This window comes from Winogradskyella bathintestinalis (genome assembly GCF_030407435.1).
GTDB classification, from domain to species: domain Bacteria; phylum Bacteroidota; class Bacteroidia; order Flavobacteriales; family Flavobacteriaceae; genus Winogradskyella; species Winogradskyella bathintestinalis.
On record NZ_JASDDK010000002.1, the window covers coordinates 615,224 to 634,931 of the forward strand.

The following is a 19,708-nucleotide window of genomic DNA, read 5'->3' on the forward strand; positions in this document are numbered from 1 at the left end:
TATAAATCACCTATAACTTTAAAAATTTTTGGAGTTCGGCTTCTAATTCTTCTTGTGTAAAAGATCTTTCATAAAATTGACGCTTATCTCCTTTATAGATAATTGTTGCAGGCAGCGCACCTGACCAGTTTTTATCAATTGCCGGTATCCATCGGTTTTGGTCCGTATCATCTAAAGCAACAACCTTCGATTTTAAGTTTTTCTTTTTTATAAACGGTTTTAATGTAGTGTCATACTTATTAGGAAAATCTAAACTCACCAATAGTACCTCAACATTACCATCTTTATATTTATCATTTATAGCCTCAAAATAAGGCAATTCTTTTATGCATGGTGCACACCATGTGGCCCAAAAATTAACAACATGTATCTTTCCATCGTTCTTGTTTATCAATGGTTCTAATCCGTCATAATCATAAACTTCCAATTTATCATTTTGAAAAGGTATAACTAAAATTAGCAGAATTAAAAAGAGATGTTTCATAAGTTAATAGCTATTGATTTTTTAACGCGCTCATAGAATTTCTATATTATCATTTGCTGAGATATCGAAATTGATTTTTTTTATATTGTAAATGTCAATATTATTTAGTTCTCATAAGCCGTAAGAAAAAATACATTAATCCATTTTAAATAAAAATAATAACATTCACACCTATTAATAGATATAAAGTTATAAATCTGAATGTTGAACAATTAATAATTAACAAAAAATTAATTCAAATACTTGATTATACAAATTATCATTTTTATATTTGAACCAATTATGAACATAAAATTAAATCATACTTGGTGGTGGAAATTCTCAAACGTACGTTAGTGAACCCAACCTTGTTATGTTAATATAAAAAAAAAGGCTTGTCATTCACGACAAGTCTTTTTTAATTCAAAACTATTCGATTGATGTTAAATGAAATCGGATATTGAAATACTGAAATAATTCAGCATACATGAAAACATTTAGTTTATATACACATTATAAAAAAATATTGGCAGACACGATTACGCCAGTAAGTATTTATCTTAAAATAAGAGATAAGTTCCCAAATAGTATATTATTGGAGAGTAGTGACTATCACGCTAATGATAATAGTTTCTCTTACATTTGTTGCAATCCTATTGCTTCGATAAAAGTTCAGGATGATACGATATATCAAACGTATCCGGACGGAAGTTCTAAAACCAATTTTGTAGAAACCGTAGGTGTTGTTGAAGAGATTCACAAATTCACGCAACGATTTAAGATAGATACCCAAGAAGATTTCAAATTTATAAACAACGGCATTTTTGGTTATACCGCTTATGATGCTGTAAAATATTTTGAAGATATTGAAATTTCTAAAAAAGAAAATTCAGTAGTTATTCCAGAAGTTTATTATGCTGTTTATCAAAATATCATTGCTATTGATCACTTTAAAAACGAGGCTTATATTTTTGCACATTGTTTTGACACTGAAAATAACATCGATGCTATTCTTCAACTCATCCAAACCCGACAATATGCCTCTTACGATTTTAAAACAAAAGGGGAGATAACATCTAATCTTACAGATGACGATTACAAAAAACATGTAGAATTAGCTAAAAAACATTGTGCCAGAGGCGACGTGTTTCAACTTGTATTGTCTAAACGATTTTCTCAACAATTTAGTGGAGACGAGTTCAATGTTTACAGGGCTTTAAGAAGTATCAATCCTTCTCCATATTTATTTTATTTCGATTACGGTAATTTTAAAATATTTGGAAGTTCGCCAGAAGCTCAGTTAATTGTTAGTGATGGTAAGGCTGAAATCCATCCCATAGCTGGCACTTTTAAACGAAGCGGAAATGATCTTAAAGATGCTGAATTAGCAGAGTTATTAATAAAAGACGATAAGGAAAATAGTGAGCACGTTATGCTTGTCGATTTAGCCCGGAATGATTTAAGTAGACACGGCAGCAATGTAGCAGTTGGAAATTATAGAGAAGTTCAGTTTTTCTCTCACGTTATACATTTAGTGAGCAAAGTTACAGGGACTATTCATAAGAATACAGATACGATGCAAGTAGTTGCAGATACATTTCCTGCAGGTACATTAAGCGGAGCACCAAAACATAAAGCTATGCAGCTTATTGAGAAATATGAAAAAACCAGTAGAGGCTATTATGGTGGTGCAATTGGTTTTATGGATTTTAAAGGTAATTTTAATCATGCTATAATGATAAGAACCTTTCTGAGTCAAAATCATAAACTTTTCTGGCAAGCTGGAGCGGGATTGGTAGCTAAATCAAAACCTGAAAGCGAATTGCAAGAGGTTTATAATAAACTCGGAGCACTGACAAAAGCTATTGAGCAAGCCGAAGAAATTTGAAAATTAAAAGTTAGACAAGATTAATTATAATTTGGGAACAAAACAATAATCAGTAAATATCAATGTCCCATATTATTACAAAGTCTGAAACATCAAAACTCAGAAATAATGAGTTTAGGATAACACTGCAAAGCGAAGCTTTAAGCATGGAATTCCGAAAGCAAGTATGCTTAGCAAATGTTTCGCATTCACGATTTAAAAAAATAATAGGATTCTATGAGTAATTCCTAATTTGATTGTGATGTTTGGCTGGTTTGCATCAAGACAAATGAACAAGGACAAAAGAAGTTTAATTAATATGATACCTGCTATCACAGGCATTTAGATGAAAAAAATATTAGTCATAGACAATTACGACAGTTTTACTTATAATCTAGTCCATTATTTAGAGGATTTAGATTGCGAGGTAGTTGTAAAACGAAACGATAAGCTAACACTCGACGAAGTTGAGGCTTTTGATAAAATTATTTTATCACCTGGACCTGGAATACCTAATGAGGCCGGATTATTAAAACAAATCATTGCCACCTATGCTCCAACTAAAAGCATTTTAGGTGTATGCTTAGGACAACAAGCCATTGGTGAAGTTTTTGGTGGTTCATTAGAAAATTTAGATCACGTTTATCATGGTATTGCAACTACGGTTACGCTTTCCGTTGATGATGAGCCCTTATTTAATGGCCTCGATAAAACATTTGAAGTCGGTAGATACCATTCTTGGGTAGTCAATACTAATTTACCAGAAAGCTTAGAAACTACTTCTTTTGACGACAATGGCCAAATTATGTCCTTAAGACATAAGGTCTATGATGTGAAAGGTGTTCAATATCATCCTGAATCGGTGTTAACCCCAAATGGTAAAAAGATTTTGGAGAATTGGGTGAATGAAAATTAGTTTTCAATCTTCGTCACTATTTACAACTCATAAAGTAAACAGTGGACAATAAGAAAAATTAAAAATTTAGAATTTAATATAACAGTTCCCTTTTCTTTCGGAAAGGGCTAGGGATAGATTTATGAAAGCACTTTTAAACAGATTAATAAATCAAGAAAGCATCTCAAGTGAAGAAGCAAAAAATGTCTTGGTCAATATTTCGGAAGGAAAATACAACCAAAGTCAAATCGCATCTTTCTTAACGGTTTATATGATGCGAAGTATCACTTTAGACGAACTCAGAGGCTTTAGAGATGCGCTTTTAGAACTTTGCGTGGCTGTAGATTTAAATAATTACAACACTATTGATTTGTGCGGTACAGGAGGAGATGGAAAAGACACCTTTAATATTTCAACCTTATCGTCATTTGTAACGGCCGGAGCTGGTATCCATGTTACTAAACATGGCAATTATGGTGTGTCTTCTGCGTGTGGCTCGTCTAACGTAATGGAAAGTTTAGGCATTAAATTCACTAATGATACGGATTTTTTAGAACGAAGTATTGATGAAGCAGGCATTTGTGTTTTACATGCTCCTCTATTTCACCCAGCTATGAAGAATGTAGCACCAATTAGAACAGAGTTGGGTGTAAAAACCTTTTTCAATATGTTGGGGCCTATGGTAAATCCTGCATTTCCAAAAAATCAAATGGTCGGTGTTTTTAACCTTGAATTATTGCGATTATATGGCTATTTATACCAAGAATCCGACAAAAACTATGCGATAGTTCATGCCTTAGATGGTTATGACGAAATTTCATTAACCGGAAAAACTAAGGTCATTTCTAATTCATCTGAAATATTATTTGAACCCATAGAACTAGGAGTTGATGCCATCGAGCAATCAGCAATTTTCGGAGGAAACACCGTGCAACAAGCAGCCAACTTATTCACTACTATAATTGAAGGTAATGGTACAGAAGCACAAAATAATGTTATTTACGCCAATGCAGGTTTAGCGATTGCCACGGCAAAGCAAATTTCGCACAAAGAAGGGTTTGATTTGGCTAAAGAATCCCTCTTAAGTGGAAAAGCGAAAAGGAGTTTAGATAAATTGGTAGCGTTGAGCAACAAATAAATTAGCAGTGTTAAGTTTTTAATAAGCTGTCTAAAAAACAGATGCTTATCACTTAAGAATTGATAATGAATATATTAGACAAAATAGTAATAGACAAACGTAAGGAAGTTGAATTAAGAAAATCAATAATTCCAATTCGTCAATTAGAGCAATCCGTTTTATTTGAGCGTTCAACAATTTCACTTGCTCAAAATTTAAAAATGAGTGATTCAGGAATTATTGCAGAGCACAAAAGGCGCTCACCTTCAAAATCTGTTATTAATCAAGATTTAAACGTTCAAGATGTTGCCGCTGGATATGAAAGTGCAGGTGTATGCGGAATGTCGGTTCTAACAGATGGCAAATATTTCGGTGGAGCATTAGATGATTTAATTGTTGCTAGAGCAAGTTGTAAACTGCCACTTTTAAGGAAAGAATTTATTATAGATACTTATCAAATTCTTGAAGCGAAAGCTTATGGCGCAGACGTAATCTTATTAATTGCTGCAATTCTTTCAAAAGCGGAAATCAAACAATTTTCAGAATTTGCAAAAAGTTTAAATCTAGATGTGTTATTAGAAGTACACAACGAAGAAGAATTGCAAAAATCCATAATGCCGTCTCTAGATATGTTGGGTGTAAATAACCGGAATTTGAAAACTTTTGACGTCAGTTTAGAAACTTCAAAACAGTTGAGCCAATTAATCCCTGACGATTTTGTCAAAGTCTCTGAAAGCGGTATCAGTTCAGTAGAAGCGATAAAAGAATTACAGCCTTTTGGTTATAAAGGATTTTTAATAGGTGAAAATTTTATGAAAACGGCCAATCCTGGGGAAAGTGCTAAACGGTTTATTTCCGAATTAATAAGTTAATTATTACTCTGAATGTGATAACTATTTTGCAAGTGTTAATTAAATAATTTAAAAGATTCCCGCCTCCGCGAGAATAAAAAAAGTCGAAGGTGCGAAGAATTTACCACTTTCGCAGAACTAAGATGAAATTAAAAGTTTGTGGCATGAAATATAAAGACAATATGGAAGCGGTTGCTAATTTGCAACCGAACTATTTGGGCTTTATATTTTATAATAAATCAACAAGATATTTTGATTCTGTTATTCCAACACTACCGAAATCTATTAAAAAAGTGGGGGTATTTGTAAATGAAGACATGAATAGCGTAATAGAAATGATTACCAAGTTTAATTTACAAGCCGTTCAACTTCATGGAGAAGAATCACCAGAATATTGCGAACAATTAAAACGCCAGTACGAAGAAAGCAACAACGAAATAACCTCTCCTAAAGTAACAGATAATCATGACTCAATAAAAAAGTCTAATCAAATCGCCACCTTAGAAATTATTAAGGTTTTTAGTATAAAAGACGAATTTAATTTTGAAGTGCTTCAACCTTACGAAAATCATTGCGATTATTTTTTATTTGATACCAAGGGAAAACTACCAGGTGGAAATGGTTACACCTTCAATTGGAGTGTTTTAAATAGTTACCCATCAAAGAAACCTTATTTTTTAAGTGGTGGTATTGGAATTAATGAAGCTGAAAAAGTAAAAGAATTTATAAAAAGTCCTGCTTCTAAATATTGTTATGCTTTGGATGTCAATAGTAAATTTGAAATAGAACCTGGCCTGAAAAATATTGAGAAATTAAAAACGTTTATACAAGAAATTAAAACATAGTTCTCAGATACAGTGATAGTATTTAGTTGCTCACTGTTGAAATTAAATTACGAAAAAAAAAAAGAAAATAGTCCACTTATCCTATAAAAATACTCTGACCTGAGTAACGAGTAGTGATAGGCTTCTAAACATTATAACAATGAGTTACAACATTAACGAAAAAGGGTATTACGGAGAATTTGGAGGTGCATACATCCCAGAGATGCTTTATCCAAATGTAGAAGAATTAAGGCAAAATTATCTTAAAATAATGGCAGAACCTTCGTTTCAAAAGGAATTTAATGCCTTGTTAAAAGATTATGTGGGTCGTCCTTCTCCACTCTATTTCGCCAAACGCCTTTCAGAAAAATACAATACAAAGATTTATTTGAAACGTGAAGACCTCAACCATACTGGAGCGCACAAAATTAACAATACGATAGGCCAAATCTTAATGGCAAAACGTCTTGGCAAGAACAGAATTATTGCCGAAACTGGTGCTGGTCAACACGGAGTAGCAACCGCAACCGTTTGTGCATTAATGGGCATTGAGTGTATCGTTTATATGGGAGAAATTGATATTGCACGCCAAGCACCAAATGTAGCTCGTATGAAAATGCTTGGAGCTACAGTGATTCCAGCAAAATCAGGGAGTAAAACTTTAAAGGATGCTACAAATGAAGCGATTCGTGATTGGATAAATAATCCCGTGGATACGCATTATATAATAGGCAGTGTTGTTGGACCTCACCCCTACCCGGATATGGTGGCAAAGTTTCAGGCCGTGGTTTCCGAAGAAATTCAAAGTCAACTATTGGAAAAAGAAGGCACAGAAAATCCTGATTATCTCATTGCTTGCGTTGGTGGTGGAAGTAATGCTGCCGGCACATATTATCAATATTTAGATAATGAAGCGGTTAATATTATTGCTATTGAAGCCGCCGGACATGGAGTAGATTCGGGAGAAAGTGCGGCAACTTCAGTTTTAGGAAAAGAAGGGATTATTCACGGTAGCAAAACATTATTAATGCAAACTAATGATGGACAAATTACTGAACCTTATTCCATTTCAGCCGGATTAGATTATCCTGGAGTTGGACCAATGCATGCTAATCTATACAAAACAGGTAGAGCTGAATTTATCGCAATTACCGATGACGATGCCATGAAAGCCGGGTTAGATTTATGCAAACTGGAAGGCATTATCCCAGCAATTGAAAGTTCGCACGCTTTGGCTGTTTTTGATCATAAAAAGTTTAAAGCCGACGATATCGTTGTTCTTAATTTATCTGGTCGTGGAGATAAGGACTTGCAAAACTACATTGATTACTTTAAGTTATAAAACAGCTTTATAAATTTTGAGTTAAGATTTTGAATTCCAATTTTCAAAATAACGCATTTGGAATTCAGGTTTTAGTTTTTGGAATTTAGTTTATTAGCAATACATTTACAAAAGGAACTCATTTATATCTTCATTATATGTCCGAAACGGTTTTAAAATTAAAAGATGCTACTATATTTCAAGGTGACAGTATGGTGCTTTCAAAAGTAAATTTTGAAATGCAAAAAGGTGATTTCGTGTATCTTATTGGAAAAACAGGAAGCGGAAAAAGTAGTTTTATGAAAACGCTTTATGGTGATTTGCAATTAACCGAAGGAGAAGGCTCTGTTGTTGATTTTAATTTAAAAACCATGAAAGAGAAAGACATTCCGTTTTTAAGACGAAAATTGGGCATTGTTTTTCAGGATTTTAAATTGTTACCCGATCGTACCATCATTGGCAATTTAGAATTTGTTCTGAAAGCTACGGGTTGGAAAGAAAAAGACCGCATAAAAGACCGTATAGATGTTGTTTTAGATAAGGTTGCCATGAAAACCAAAGGTTTTAAATACCCGCATGAGCTTTCTGGTGGTGAGCAACAACGTATTGCGATTGCTCGTGCCTTATTAAACGATCCTGAACTCATTTTAGCAGATGAACCCACTGGGAATTTAGATCCGCAAACAAGTATTGAAGTTATGGAAGTATTGCAAGACATCAATAATAACGGCAATACTATTTTAATGGCCACTCACGATTATGCGTTGCTGTTAAAATACCCTAGTAAAACTTTAAAATGTGATGAAAATAAGGTTTTTGAGGTTGTACAACGTAAGAATTAAGAATCTTCGTCTTTTTTATAAATATGAGGATTTTTTCTGATGCCTTTTTTAAAAACTTTTCTCACTAACATTCTTAATTTGGCATCCGCCCCAAGTATAAGACTTTTAAAGGTTTCTTCAGGACGACCACTATATTTAGTGACATGGAATTTATCAGTTACCTTTAATGGCTCTGGACTAAAATAATAGTTAGAAATACAGCATCTCGCAGCAGACTCTGAATTAACCTTATTGACAGAATGCCAAGAGGTATCATGCGTGGCCATAACCACCAAACGATTAAACTTACTTTCTACTACAATTGGTTGTTTTTTGGGACCGTTGGGCCACAACTCTAGATGTCCACCATTTTTAAGCTCCCACTGGGGTGTTACGTAATACAATAAATTTAGAACACGCCACCGTTCGCGTTCAGCATCATGAGAATTATCTAAATGTGGATTTAAAAAATTTTGATCTGCCATCAACGATAATCCACCTGCATAAAGGGATTTGTCGGCATACAATGTTTCTATATTACAAATCTCACCGATTAAATTTACTATCCGATCATCTTGAAATGCATAAAGTACTCTTTCAAGTAATGGGTGATGACTGTTCATTTGAGCCGATACGTATTTATATTCTCGAATGGTATGTAAACATCGCATTTCATCTTTTTTAGGAAAAACGTCAAAACATGCTTTGGCGATATCTATCGGTAATAAATCATCTATAAAAAAGTAACCAATATTAGATTTGGATTTAGTATATGTTGATAATATAGCCCGTTTATTCGTTAGGATTTTATCATAAATGTGCTCGACAATATCTTCGGAAGTCATGTTCACTATTAACCGGTTTTAGGCATTGGCAATATAAATTAATTTCATTTAACGCTAAAGTCTTTGCGCTTCAATTTATTCTTGTGAAAGCAGGGCTATTACTTTAGCCATCCGATATTTTTTAATTACATTGTAAGCCATTTAAAAATGTAAGAGGTCTTAATATTATATGAAAGTCATCTGTCTAAGCACATTAGATAAATTCTCTAGATTTTATCTCGACATTGAGCGTCAGTTAAAAGCTAATCACACTACTAATATCAGCTTGAAGATTTTCAGCCTATATTTTAGTGGTTTTCTTTATCCGCTGTTGAGGTTTAGACACAGCAGTTGGATCTCTGCAAAAGCCTGGGTATTGGCCCATTTTAAAAAGACATTTTACTTATCTATAATAAATTCTAAAAACGAATATAAAAATTTAAAATATAACGACTATTATAGATTTCATAGTGCCTTAAATAGAAAGATTTCAAAACAATCCTTGCAACTGCAAACCTTAGCTTATATTGATATTTTTGACGCTATTTTCACCAAAGATCAACCAGATTATATCATTAGTATCGGAGATTCTAGGTTATGCATGGAGGTTGGTATCGCATTGGCCAAAACCAAAAACATTAAAATCTACTATATAGAACAGGGGCCTTTTAATACCACTTTCTTTGACGATAAAGGTGTAAATGCCAATATTAGTCTTAGAGAAAAAACTAAAATTACTTTAAGTAATACTGATGCTCGAAATTCCTTAAATATTAATCAAGAAAGCAAGACTTATAAATACAATAGATCCCTTATTTATCGTGGATTGGATATGGCGCTAATGACGTTATTTGAAAACACAGCAATCTATCCACCAGATTTAAAATATAGTGACCTCAACAGTTATAGAAAAAATCGTTCTTACTCCGAAACTAAGCACTCCGACGACGAGCCTTATGCCTTACTAATTCTGCAAGTTCCTTTGGATGTGAATATGGTTTATCACAGTCCACATTTTGAAACGCACACTGAAATTCTAGAAAGCGTTTACGCTAACTTGCCAAAAAAATTAAAATTAGTAGTTAGAGAACATCCGCTTTTTATTAATAAATATGAAGACACGCTTTACAATTATATTAATGAGAATAAGATATTAATTGACAATACGTCTTCGTTGAATTCAGCAATGGAATCCGCTAGAATGATAATTGTTAACAATTCTACGGTTGGTATTGAAGCTATATTCAAATACAAAACCGTGGTTGTTTTAGGTAATGCCTTTTATGATAATGATTATGTTTGTCTTAAGCTAAAAAATAAAGCAGCCCTTTCAAGCCTTTTGGAAGAAGCAATGGACTATAATCCGAATAAAATCAACATTGATTCGTTTAAATATGAAATGTACAATTCTGTGCTATTGCAAGGTGGTATTTCAGATAACTCCTTACAATCTTCAAAATCTATTGCTAATCAATTACTAACTAATGCGTAAACCCCCTTTTTTTTCTGTTGTGATTCCTTTATATAATAAAGCAGATCATGTTGAAAACACTTTACAAAGCGTCATTAACCAATCCTTTAAAGATTTTGAGGTTATTATTATTGACGACGGCTCAACAGATGACAGTCTTAATAAAGTGAAATTAATCAAAGACAAGAGAATTCAGGTTTATTCTCAAAAAAATTGTGGAGCTGCGGAATCTAGAAATATTGGTATAAAAAAAGCGACTGCCCAATTTATTGCGTTAATTGATGCTGATGACTTTTGGTATCCTAATCATTTAGAAGAACATCACAAGTCCATATTAAAATTCCCCAATGCTAGTTTGTTCTCTAATGCTTATCAGCTAAAACTCTTAAACGCCAAATTAATTGATGCTATTTATAATACCCCGCCAAAAAACGAACCACATATTATAGAAGATTATTTTAAAGCTAGTACAATTCATCCTATTGCAATGACATCGTCAATTGCTTTTAATAAAACCGATTTTATCAATTTAGGTGGCTATAATCCTAATATACTTTCTGGTCAAGATCTTGATTTAATGATAAGGTATGGAATTCACAAAACGATTGTATTCAATCCTACGATAACCTGTTATTACGACAAATCAGTACCTAATAGTTTATCAAAAACAAATCATCAAATTAGTAAAGAACAGTTATTTAGTAATTTTTCAGAACATGAAAAAAAGAACCTTTCTCTACATCATTATTTAATTCTTAATCGTTACTCACTTGCTATACAATGTAAATTAGCGTCTAATCAAGCTACTTTTAAAACACTTTTACCTCAAATTGATAAAAAGCATTTAAATACTAAGCAAAGAATTATTCTAAGCATGCCCAAGGATATAATTATATTAATGAAAAAACTATATTATTTTTTCATTAATAACGGCATTTATATCTCATCGTATAAATGATAAAAAATCGTCGTAATTTCTTAAATATTCATTTTCATCAAATTCAGTTGAAGCCAGCACTAAACAAACGGAACCCGAGGAAAAATTTTCAATTTCTCGCCATATTTTTGTTGGAATAAACAAACCCTGATTTGGTTTATTAAGTAAAATTCTTTGTTTGTTAGTACCGTTATCAATTATCACCTCAAAACTACCACTAAGCGCAATAATTACCGACTCTTGTTCTTTATGGGCATGTCCTCCTCTAAAACTATCACTTGGCACATCGTACAAATAGTAAATTCGCTTAATATTAAATGGAATAGTATCCTTTTCAACCACCCCTAAACTTCCTCTTTCATCATGTACTTTAGGAATGTCAATCATATAAGTTTCTTTCGGTGTATTCATAGAATGCTTAATTTAAAATTTTCTGCCATTGTTTGGCAATATTATCTTGATTAAATTTTAATACACTTCGTTTTGCGTTCTCTTTACATTTTTGATACAATGCGTTATCAAAGTATAAAGTATCCATAGCTAAAGCCAAAGCTGGTGTGTTGTAGTTTTCAACTAACAATCCGTTCTCACCATTTTTAATAATTTCACTCGGACCCGAATTACAATCTACAGAAACCACCGGAATTCCCAGTGAAAGAGACTCTAAAAGTATTCTAGGAAATCCTTCGTAGTGGCTGGTTAGTACTGCATATTTTGCATGAGCAATCACTGAATTGGGATGAGGATTATAACCAATAAATTCCACATATTCTTTACAATTCAACATTGCAACCTTTTTTTCCAATGTTGTCCTATCCTTACCTTCACCCATAATTACTAATTTCACTTTCGCTTTGTATAAATGAGATTTTTCGAACGCTTCAAGCAATAATGATACATTTTTAACGTCGTCGACTAATCTTCCAAAATAAAGGATATAATCTCCATGGATTTTTGGTTTACTTAAAATTGTTGTAGAAGCAATATCTGTTGGATTATGAATAGTTATTACATTATTTAGATGATATTGATTTTTTAGTTTTTTTGAAATAGTTTCAGATACACTAACAATTCTGTAAGCATTGCCATACCAAATTCTTGCCATCAATGCATTAGTTGGCATATAATTATACAAGTTAAAACTACGCACGCAATATATAGTTCTATTCGGTTTATATAGAAATTTTGCAACTACGTATTCTTGTAATTTATTGACGCGTGGTCTATTATCAATTAGGAAATCAAAATTATGCTGTCTTATATATTTATATAAGGCCTTAAAACGTTTTAATCCCCCAACTAATTTTGAATTCCGCTCTTTTATAATTCCTAAATTTAATAAATCACCAGCATAAGGATACTTTATATCATTTAATACGGAAACAACATGCACGTCATGTCCAATTTCTGACAACATTATGGATAACAGACCAGCAGATCTCTCTGCACCTCCACCTGCCAAAGACCGTACAACGATACATATTTTTTTCCTTACCGGATTGTTCATTAAACACTATATTTGAAAACAAATGTAAGCATATATATTAGACATTTTAATGAAACTATTGCTATGCCAAATCTATTAATTATATGAAGATTCTACTCGTTGGCGAATATAACAGAACTCATAGAAATATTAAACTTGGATTAGAACACCTAGGTCATTCGGCAAAAGTGGTTGGTCTTACAGATGGCTTTAAAAAAGTAAAAGTTGATATAGAAATCAAAAATTATTTTGAAACTGGGCTATTAAAAAAAATACGAGTCGCTTTAGTAAAACTTTTTTCTTTTGATATTCTTGGCACACACCTAAATTACCAAATCAAGTCTAAAAAACAAGAATTATCGAATTATGATGTTATCCAATTTTTGAATGAAGCTCCATTTGGTTGTGACAGAAATAACCAAAAAAAAATAATTGATTTATTAATTGGATGGAACAACAAGCCTTTTCTATTATCTTGTGGTACAGATTTTATAAGTGTCGATTATGCGATGCGTAAAAAATTTCGATATTCCATACTCACACCATATTTAGAAAATAAAGGAACGAAAAAAGATTTTTTAGCTGCTTTAAGTTATTTAACTCCTGAGCACAAAATATTACACGACTATATATTCAATACCATCGAAGGTGTCATCTCCAATGATTTGGATTATCATATTCCGCTTATTGGACATCCTAAATATTTAGGCATGATTCCTCATGCAATCAACACATCTCAACTTGATTATAGAAGTCCTATCATTAATGATAAGATTGTTATTTTTCACGGTATAAATTCGCATAACTATATAAAAAAAGGCAATGATATTTTTGATGCGGCATTAGATTTAATCGCGCTAAAATATTCAAATAAGGTAGAAATTATAACGACTACGGATCTACCATATGCGGAGTATATTGAAAGATTTGACAAATGTCATATTTTACTAGATCAAGTGTACGCTTATGATCAAGGGTTTAATGCTTTGGAAGCCATGGCAAAAGGGAAAGTCGTTTTTACAGGAGCAGAACAAGAATGGTTAGACTATTTTAATCTCCAAGCGGATACTGTGGCTATTAATGCCTTACCTAATGCTGATGCCGTTGCAAAAAAACTAGAATGGTTAATTATAAACCCAAAAAAAATAATTGAAATTTCTAGAAATGGACGAGATTTTGTAGAGCAACATCACGATCATATTAATTGTGCAAAATCCTATTTAGAAAAATGGAATCGCGATAAATAAATTACTGTTGAATCTATTTCTTTGCCTTAGGAAAACGGAGTTCCAAGGAAATACGCGTAATATCTTCATTTTGATTAACAGCCGCACCATGTATTAAAAATGGAGTAAATATTAACGCCTCCCCTTCGTTAGGGTTTGGTCTTATCATTTTTATTGATCCCGCTTTAGTTTCTAAAATACATGGCACATTATAAACGTTTCCGTTTATTTTGGCTCCTTTGCTTTCCGTTCTTAAAATTTCATCTTCTGGCAACAAATGACTGCCTTCCATAACAGGTAATGACGACTTTTCATTACAACCTTCAATGGGCAACCAAACATTGATGATATCTTCCCAAAAACTTAAATAACCATCTCTATGAGGTGGATTAATATCCAGAGAATTTGGTCTACTTATTCTAATTTGAATATGTGATTTCTGAAGTTCTTCAACCCACGATGTCAATTCATAACCTAATATAGAACCGAATCGCTTGGCTAATAACTCGATATCAAAATCAAAATCTGAAACCTCTAAATTGCGAGTTATATTTATTATTTTATTATGTAGTTCTTTATCGGTTACATACTTGTGATAATCCTTTAATTTGAAAGTCGAAGTTTCAACGGCTATGTTATTTGAAATTAAAGCGGATTCAATAATAGATTTTATTGAACCTTTAAGTTTAAGGAATTCATCTTCTTCAAAGGCCTTAACCACCTTAAAACCTTGTTTTTCCCAATTCATTTTTGAAAGTACATTGTCTTTCACAGGATATAACAATTCAGAATTTCCCCAAAAAAATTCGCCTTCAACCTTAAATTCAAAAGGTTTATTGTCTATAAATAAACTACAGGTTTTATGCATCATTTATATTTTTAGAAATGTTTTTAAAATAGTACCAGATAACTATGGCTACAACTATAAAATAAATAATATACCGAATAAAGTGTGCTAACACCACGCCTTCTGTTCCATAGTATGGAATAAATACTTTTGTCAGTACAAAAAATAGACTTAATGAAATTAATTCTGTTATCACAAAACTCTTCACCAAACGCTTAGCTAAAAATTGATGTGCCAAAACCACAGAACCTAAACGTATAAAATCACCCAATAGTTGCCATTTAAACAAGGGCTCCATCCCGGTAAAATCTGGATAAATTAATTCAATAATAAAATTTCTCAAAAGATATACTAACAGCATACCCAAACCAAAAATCGGTAGAATTGTTTTATAAATGTTGAGCACTTCATTTTTAAATTCAGTTTTGGTATGGATACTTGCAAATTTGGGTAATACATATAAACTAAATAACCCCGTTGCAAATACCATGTAATTTTTTGAAATAAAAGTCATCGCCGTCCAATAACCAGCTTCATTAATATTTATTTCTTTAGTGACAAATGATCTTATATCTAACTCAATATAATTAATTAAAAAAGTAGATATAAAGGACATTAATGTAAACGCTAACAATTTATTTTTGTAAATAAAATTTAAACTTAACGCTTTAAACTGCACATATCTATTTAAGGTTTTACCAAACACAAATGCTAAAACTAGCAGCTGAATTATAGGCGTTAGGGCTATGGCAATAATCACCCCTTTTAAATCGAAACTATATAAGCCATATATCAGCGCAGCGGAACCTAGTAGATAACTAATTAATTCAATTTTTGCATAGCGCTTGTAATCAGATAAGCCACTTACCACCGCATTTACAACACGATTAATAGCTATAAATGGAACAATAACTGCTAAAAGTTGAAACACATAAATATAGGCTTGTGAATAAAATAGATAATCTGAAAAATAGGAAGCACCAAAAAACAAAATTGCCGCAGAACCGAATGAACCAATAATTATAAATAGTGTTACGGACGAAAATAATTTTGAAAGTTCGGGTTGATCGTTTTTAAACTCCGCGACATATTTAACCACACCCGAAAACATACCGAGTGTCGATGTAGTGGTCAGCATCGCCAGTAAATTCCGAATCTGGCCTATATTTGCAATACCAACTTCACCAATAGTTACAGCCAATAATCGCTGAATAAAAGCAGATACAATTAATCTTATGGCGATAACTACGGCATTAAGCGATGTTATCTTAAGTACAATGTTTCCGCTAATAAGTTTAGGCAGTTTCACGTTTTTTTATTTTTTGTCTAAACCATCTTCATTCAACACTCCAAATAACGAACTGCTAAAAAGTAAGATTATAATACCAAAATACATACAATAGCTTAAACAATGTCCCATGACCGCACCTTTTAAACCAAATTCATCTATGAGAAATATACTGGAAACATACATAATTACAAATAAGAATATTTCTAAAACTATAAAATGAGTGAACATCTGTTTCGCCAAATACTGATAAGCTATAACTAATGAAAAAACACGTGCTATATCCCCTAATATTTGATAGCCAAACAAATCTTCTATAGGTCTAAAATTTTCTGTAAACATTATATTTACCAGTATTGACCGACTTAAATAAATGATTAGTAAGAGTCCTAAAAAAACTGGCATAACAGATTTATAAAAACTAAAAACTTCTTTTCTAAATTCATTTTTTGAATTTATTTTAGAATAACGAGGAAGAATATAAAGTGCCATTAACGAATTAAAAAACATTAAATAGTAGTCTGAAACTCGTGTCATTGCAGTCCAATACCCAGCTGATGTTATACCTATTTTAGAGATGATATAATTTCTTATAATGATCATAACAATTGGTATTGCCATAGCACTTACCAAAGCCATAATCATATTTGGTCCAAGTTTGTTTAATATTGAGAGACTTACTTTTGTTATTTTAATTGACGACATTAAACTTTTTCTAAAAGCAATTCCTACAATGGTTATGAGTAAATTTAGTGACGGTGTTATAACAATCGCTAATAAAGCTCCATCTACATTTTCTTGATATATAAGAATAACAGAAATTAAGAGTCCTAAAACCTGACCTAAAATAGTTATAAGAAGTAAGTATTTATATTTAGAAAATCCATTTAAAATCGAAAACACAAACATGTTTAACGCATAGAACGGTAAAACTATGGCAAGAGTTTCAATAATATATTTGTAGTGGTAGTGTGAAGAAAAAAGAATTTCGTTAATCAGTTCTGCATTATAATAGCATACAAATGCCAACATTACCGAAGAGAAGAAACCAAAGTAAAATATCGTAGATAAAATTTTCGTCAGTTCAATAATATCTTCCTTAAACTGACTTATAAGCCTTACCACTCCTTTATAAAGACCTGAAATAGCCGCGGTTTGTAAAGCACTCATAAAGTTTCTTAAATTCCCAACTAACGCCATGCCTTGTGGACCAATATAAACGGCTATAAACTTAGACACAATAATGCCAGCTACAATCCTAATGCTGATATTAACCATGTTTAGTCTACCAGCTTTTACAAGAACTTCGGTATTAATATAATTAAAAACTTTTTTCAACTAGTAGGTATTTATGACTTCAATGACCGTTTGAATCTCCATATCTGTCAACACAGGACTTATAGGCAAACTTATAATTCTTTTATGAATTTTTTCAGTTAGGGGTAAATTTAAATGTAAAAAGGGCTCTAATGCTTTTTGTTGATGTGGTGGAACAGGATAATGAATTAGCCATTCTATTTCATTTTTATTGAGGTAATCAATAAAATCTTTTCTATTCTCAACTTCAACGACAAACGCATAGAATACATGATTTTTAGAACCATTATAAAATGGCAATTTTATTTTCGAATTATGAATTTGTTCTAAGTATACTTCAGCAATTTCTCGACGTCTCTTATTATCGGCATCTAACACTTTCAATTTAATGCTTAAAAATGCCGCTTGCATATCATCTAATCTACTATTATAACCAACAATTTCATTTTGATATTTCTCTTTACTTCCGTAATTACGCATTAATCGTATCACTTTAACCAATTCTAGGTCGTCCGTAGTTATTGCTCCGCCATCACCCAATGCACCAAGATTTTTACTGGGATAAAAACTGAATGCCGCCGCATGCGATAGACTTCCTGCTCTTAATTGCTTTGCAGATGACTGTTGTGTTAAATCATTAGATAATTCAGCACCATGTGCTTGAGCCGCATCTTCAATTAGCAGACAATTAAACTGCTTGGCTATTTGTTGAAAATATTCCGCATCTGCAAGTTGCCCATATAAATGCACCATAATAATGGCCTTAGCCTCCACAAACTTTGTGGTGTCAGTATCTACCGAAATATTATAAGTTGATGCATCTGGCTCTACCAAAACAGGAACTAATTCTGCATGTAAAATTGATAATATTGTAGCAATAAACGTATTTGCAGGTACAATTACTTTATCGCCTTTTTTTAATTTGCCTAAATGAATATAGCCTTTTAAAATTAAGGTGAGCGCATCTAAACCGTTAGCTGTACCTACACAATATTTTGTTCCACAATAGCTAGCAAATTCATTTTCAAAATTAGTAACGTTCTTACCTAAAATAAAATGCGCGTCATTTAAAGCGATACTGAAAGCTGCTTTAAACTCATCGCGAAAACGATTGTTTATTTTATGTAGGTCTAAAAATTTAATCATACCAGAATGTCATCTAACAATTTATAATTTTTCGTTTCTATTTTATAAAATCGTTGGGGAATGGATCGCGCACCAAAGCCTTCTTTCCAAAATAATAATCCTTTATTTATTTGTTGACCTAAATTAATATTAGAAGTTCCAAAATCGTAAAACGATTTTTCGCCAAATATGTTTTCAATAAGATGATGATGCAGAAAATCTAAACTGCCCAATTCATTTTTATCTTCATTCCCTGAAATGTATTGGCAATGGGCTACGTTTTCAGTTTCAAAAATGGTGGTTCCTGCGACGATTTTATCATTAGCTAGAACATTGAACTGTCTTATTTGGTTCGGAAACCTAGATTTTAAAAGCGAAATTTCCTCTAAGTTATGGACAGGTTTTACGTTGTGCTTGGCCTCTAAATTTGGGATTAATATTTCGTTCCAAAACGTTTCGAAATTATCGGATTCTTCAACTTTTAAACCTGCTTTAACCCCTCTCTTTACACCTTCTTTTCTACTATTTGAATACGATTTATAATTTAAATCTACTACCGAATGTAAATCGGTTCTCAATAATTCGGCTTTTATTTTAAACAAAATATAAGCCATTGAATGGTTAGTTGTATTGTGTAAATATATTGTTGGAAGCTCCTTTATGGTAAAATGAGTAATCTCGTTTTCATTTAAAAATCTCAAAATTACTTTAAACACCTGAATGAATTCAGTTGTTTTTAAAGCGTTAGCGTAAATGAGTCCTCCATAAGTTAATCCTTGATGCGAAAAGACCGAATTCTCAACTAAATTAGCTGGTAATAATGCTATAAGTTTATTTTTTTTATAAACCATTAATGAAAAATCACGAAACGTATGGCTATGATAATCCATAAATTCCCTTTGAAACAAAAAGGTATCTTGATTGCTTTTAAGGGCAAAATTATTCCAAGTATCCTGCTTTGTGGATTTATATATAGTGACTTTATAATCTGACATCAATCAAAAATAATTTTATTTTTTTTAAGTCCA

The 19,708-nt window shown here is 32.1% G+C and carries 19 protein-coding genes; 10 read left to right on the top strand and 9 right to left on the bottom strand.

Annotation, left to right across the window (positions count from 1 at the left end):
• Positions 1-10 precede the first annotated feature (10 nt).
• Entirely contained in the window at positions 11-484 is a 474-nt protein-coding gene (locus tag QMA06_RS07635; RefSeq protein ID WP_290206279.1) for a TlpA family protein disulfide reductase, read from the bottom strand.
• Positions 485-950: 466 nt separating this feature from the next.
• On the opposite strand from QMA06_RS07635, the gene QMA06_RS07640 reads away from it, so the two are divergent.
• From QMA06_RS07640 to QMA06_RS07670, 7 genes are all read left to right on the top strand, one after another.
• On the top strand, positions 951-2,351 hold the full coding sequence (locus QMA06_RS07640; protein ID WP_290206280.1) for an anthranilate synthase component I family protein: 1,401 nt from the start codon (positions 951-953) through the stop codon (positions 2,349-2,351).
• Between the two features lie 325 nt (positions 2,352-2,676).
• The gene (locus QMA06_RS07645) at positions 2,677-3,246 is read left to right on the top strand and encodes an anthranilate synthase component II (protein WP_290206281.1); all 570 of its coding nucleotides are present in this window, start codon (positions 2,677-2,679) and stop codon (positions 3,244-3,246) included.
• Positions 3,247-3,367: 121 nt separating this feature from the next.
• The gene (gene trpD / locus QMA06_RS07650; protein ID WP_290206282.1) at positions 3,368-4,363 is read left to right on the top strand and encodes an anthranilate phosphoribosyltransferase; all 996 of its coding nucleotides are present in this window, start codon (positions 3,368-3,370) and stop codon (positions 4,361-4,363) included.
• A gap of 65 nt (positions 4,364-4,428) precedes the next feature.
• Positions 4,429-5,214, top strand: a complete 786-nt coding sequence (gene trpC, locus QMA06_RS07655; protein ID WP_290206283.1) for an indole-3-glycerol phosphate synthase TrpC — start codon at positions 4,429-4,431, stop codon at positions 5,212-5,214.
• A 122-nt stretch (positions 5,215-5,336) separates the two neighbouring features.
• Positions 5,337-6,038, top strand: a complete 702-nt coding sequence (locus tag QMA06_RS07660; RefSeq protein ID WP_456119802.1) for a phosphoribosylanthranilate isomerase — start codon at positions 5,337-5,339, stop codon at positions 6,036-6,038.
• A 139-nt stretch (positions 6,039-6,177) separates the two neighbouring features.
• Positions 6,178-7,359, top strand: a complete 1,182-nt coding sequence (gene trpB / locus QMA06_RS07665) for a tryptophan synthase subunit beta (RefSeq protein ID WP_290206285.1) — start codon at positions 6,178-6,180, stop codon at positions 7,357-7,359.
• A gap of 137 nt (positions 7,360-7,496) precedes the next feature.
• On the top strand, positions 7,497-8,180 hold the full coding sequence (locus QMA06_RS07670; protein ID WP_290206286.1) for a cell division ATP-binding protein FtsE: 684 nt from the start codon (positions 7,497-7,499) through the stop codon (positions 8,178-8,180).
• On the opposite strand, the gene QMA06_RS07675 is transcribed toward QMA06_RS07670, so the two are convergent.
• On the bottom strand, positions 8,177-9,004 hold the full coding sequence (locus QMA06_RS07675) for a 2OG-Fe(II) oxygenase (RefSeq protein WP_290206287.1): 828 nt from the start codon (positions 9,002-9,004) through the stop codon (positions 8,177-8,179). The genes QMA06_RS07670 and QMA06_RS07675 overlap by 4 nt on opposite strands.
• Positions 9,005-9,173: 169 nt before the next feature.
• On the opposite strand from QMA06_RS07675, the gene QMA06_RS07680 reads away from it, so the two are divergent.
• Positions 9,174-10,475 (top strand): capsular polysaccharide export protein, LipB/KpsS family, encoded by a 1,302-nt coding sequence (locus QMA06_RS07680; protein WP_290206288.1) that lies wholly within the window; start codon positions 9,174-9,176, stop codon positions 10,473-10,475.
• On the top strand, positions 10,468-11,412 hold the full coding sequence (locus tag QMA06_RS07685) for a glycosyltransferase family 2 protein (RefSeq protein WP_290206289.1): 945 nt from the start codon (positions 10,468-10,470) through the stop codon (positions 11,410-11,412). Before QMA06_RS07680 ends, QMA06_RS07685 begins: the two co-directional genes overlap by 8 nt.
• Here QMA06_RS07685 and QMA06_RS07690 read toward each other — a convergent pair.
• Positions 11,398-11,802 carry a sugar 3,4-ketoisomerase gene (locus QMA06_RS07690; protein WP_290206290.1) on the bottom strand — a complete coding sequence of 135 codons (405 nt, stop codon included), beginning with the start codon at positions 11,800-11,802 and terminating at the stop codon, positions 11,398-11,400. The genes QMA06_RS07685 and QMA06_RS07690 overlap by 15 nt on opposite strands.
• A 7-nt stretch (positions 11,803-11,809) precedes the next feature.
• Complete coding sequence (locus QMA06_RS07695) at positions 11,810-12,898, bottom strand: glycosyltransferase (protein ID WP_290206291.1); 1,089 nt, start codon at positions 12,896-12,898, stop codon at positions 11,810-11,812.
• Between the two features lie 83 nt (positions 12,899-12,981).
• On the opposite strand from QMA06_RS07695, the gene QMA06_RS07700 reads away from it, so the two are divergent.
• Positions 12,982-14,124: a glycosyltransferase gene (locus tag QMA06_RS07700; RefSeq protein WP_290206292.1), complete on the top strand. Its 1,143-nt coding sequence runs from the start codon at positions 12,982-12,984 to the stop codon at positions 14,122-14,124.
• 13 nt (positions 14,125-14,137) lie between these two features.
• On the opposite strand, the gene QMA06_RS07705 is transcribed toward QMA06_RS07700, so the two are convergent.
• The 5 genes from QMA06_RS07705 to QMA06_RS07725 are packed head-to-tail and all read right to left on the bottom strand — an operon-like array spanning position 14,138 to position 19,675.
• On the bottom strand, positions 14,138-14,974 hold the full coding sequence (locus QMA06_RS07705) for a phytanoyl-CoA dioxygenase family protein (protein ID WP_290206293.1): 837 nt from the start codon (positions 14,972-14,974) through the stop codon (positions 14,138-14,140).
• Positions 14,964-16,259 carry an O-antigen translocase gene (locus tag QMA06_RS07710; RefSeq protein WP_290206294.1) on the bottom strand — a complete coding sequence of 432 codons (1,296 nt, stop codon included), beginning with the start codon at positions 16,257-16,259 and terminating at the stop codon, positions 14,964-14,966. Before QMA06_RS07710 ends, QMA06_RS07705 begins: the two co-directional genes overlap by 11 nt.
• A gap of 6 nt (positions 16,260-16,265) precedes the next feature.
• Positions 16,266-17,576 (bottom strand): O-antigen translocase, encoded by a 1,311-nt coding sequence (locus tag QMA06_RS07715; RefSeq protein ID WP_290206295.1) that lies wholly within the window; start codon positions 17,574-17,576, stop codon positions 16,266-16,268.
• On the bottom strand, positions 17,577-18,701 hold the full coding sequence (locus QMA06_RS07720; protein ID WP_290206296.1) for a DegT/DnrJ/EryC1/StrS family aminotransferase: 1,125 nt from the start codon (positions 18,699-18,701) through the stop codon (positions 17,577-17,579).
• Positions 18,698-19,675: a GNAT family N-acetyltransferase gene (locus QMA06_RS07725; protein WP_290206297.1), complete on the bottom strand. Its 978-nt coding sequence runs from the start codon at positions 19,673-19,675 to the stop codon at positions 18,698-18,700. Before QMA06_RS07725 ends, QMA06_RS07720 begins: the two co-directional genes overlap by 4 nt.
• Between the last annotated feature and the right edge of the window lie 33 nt (positions 19,676-19,708).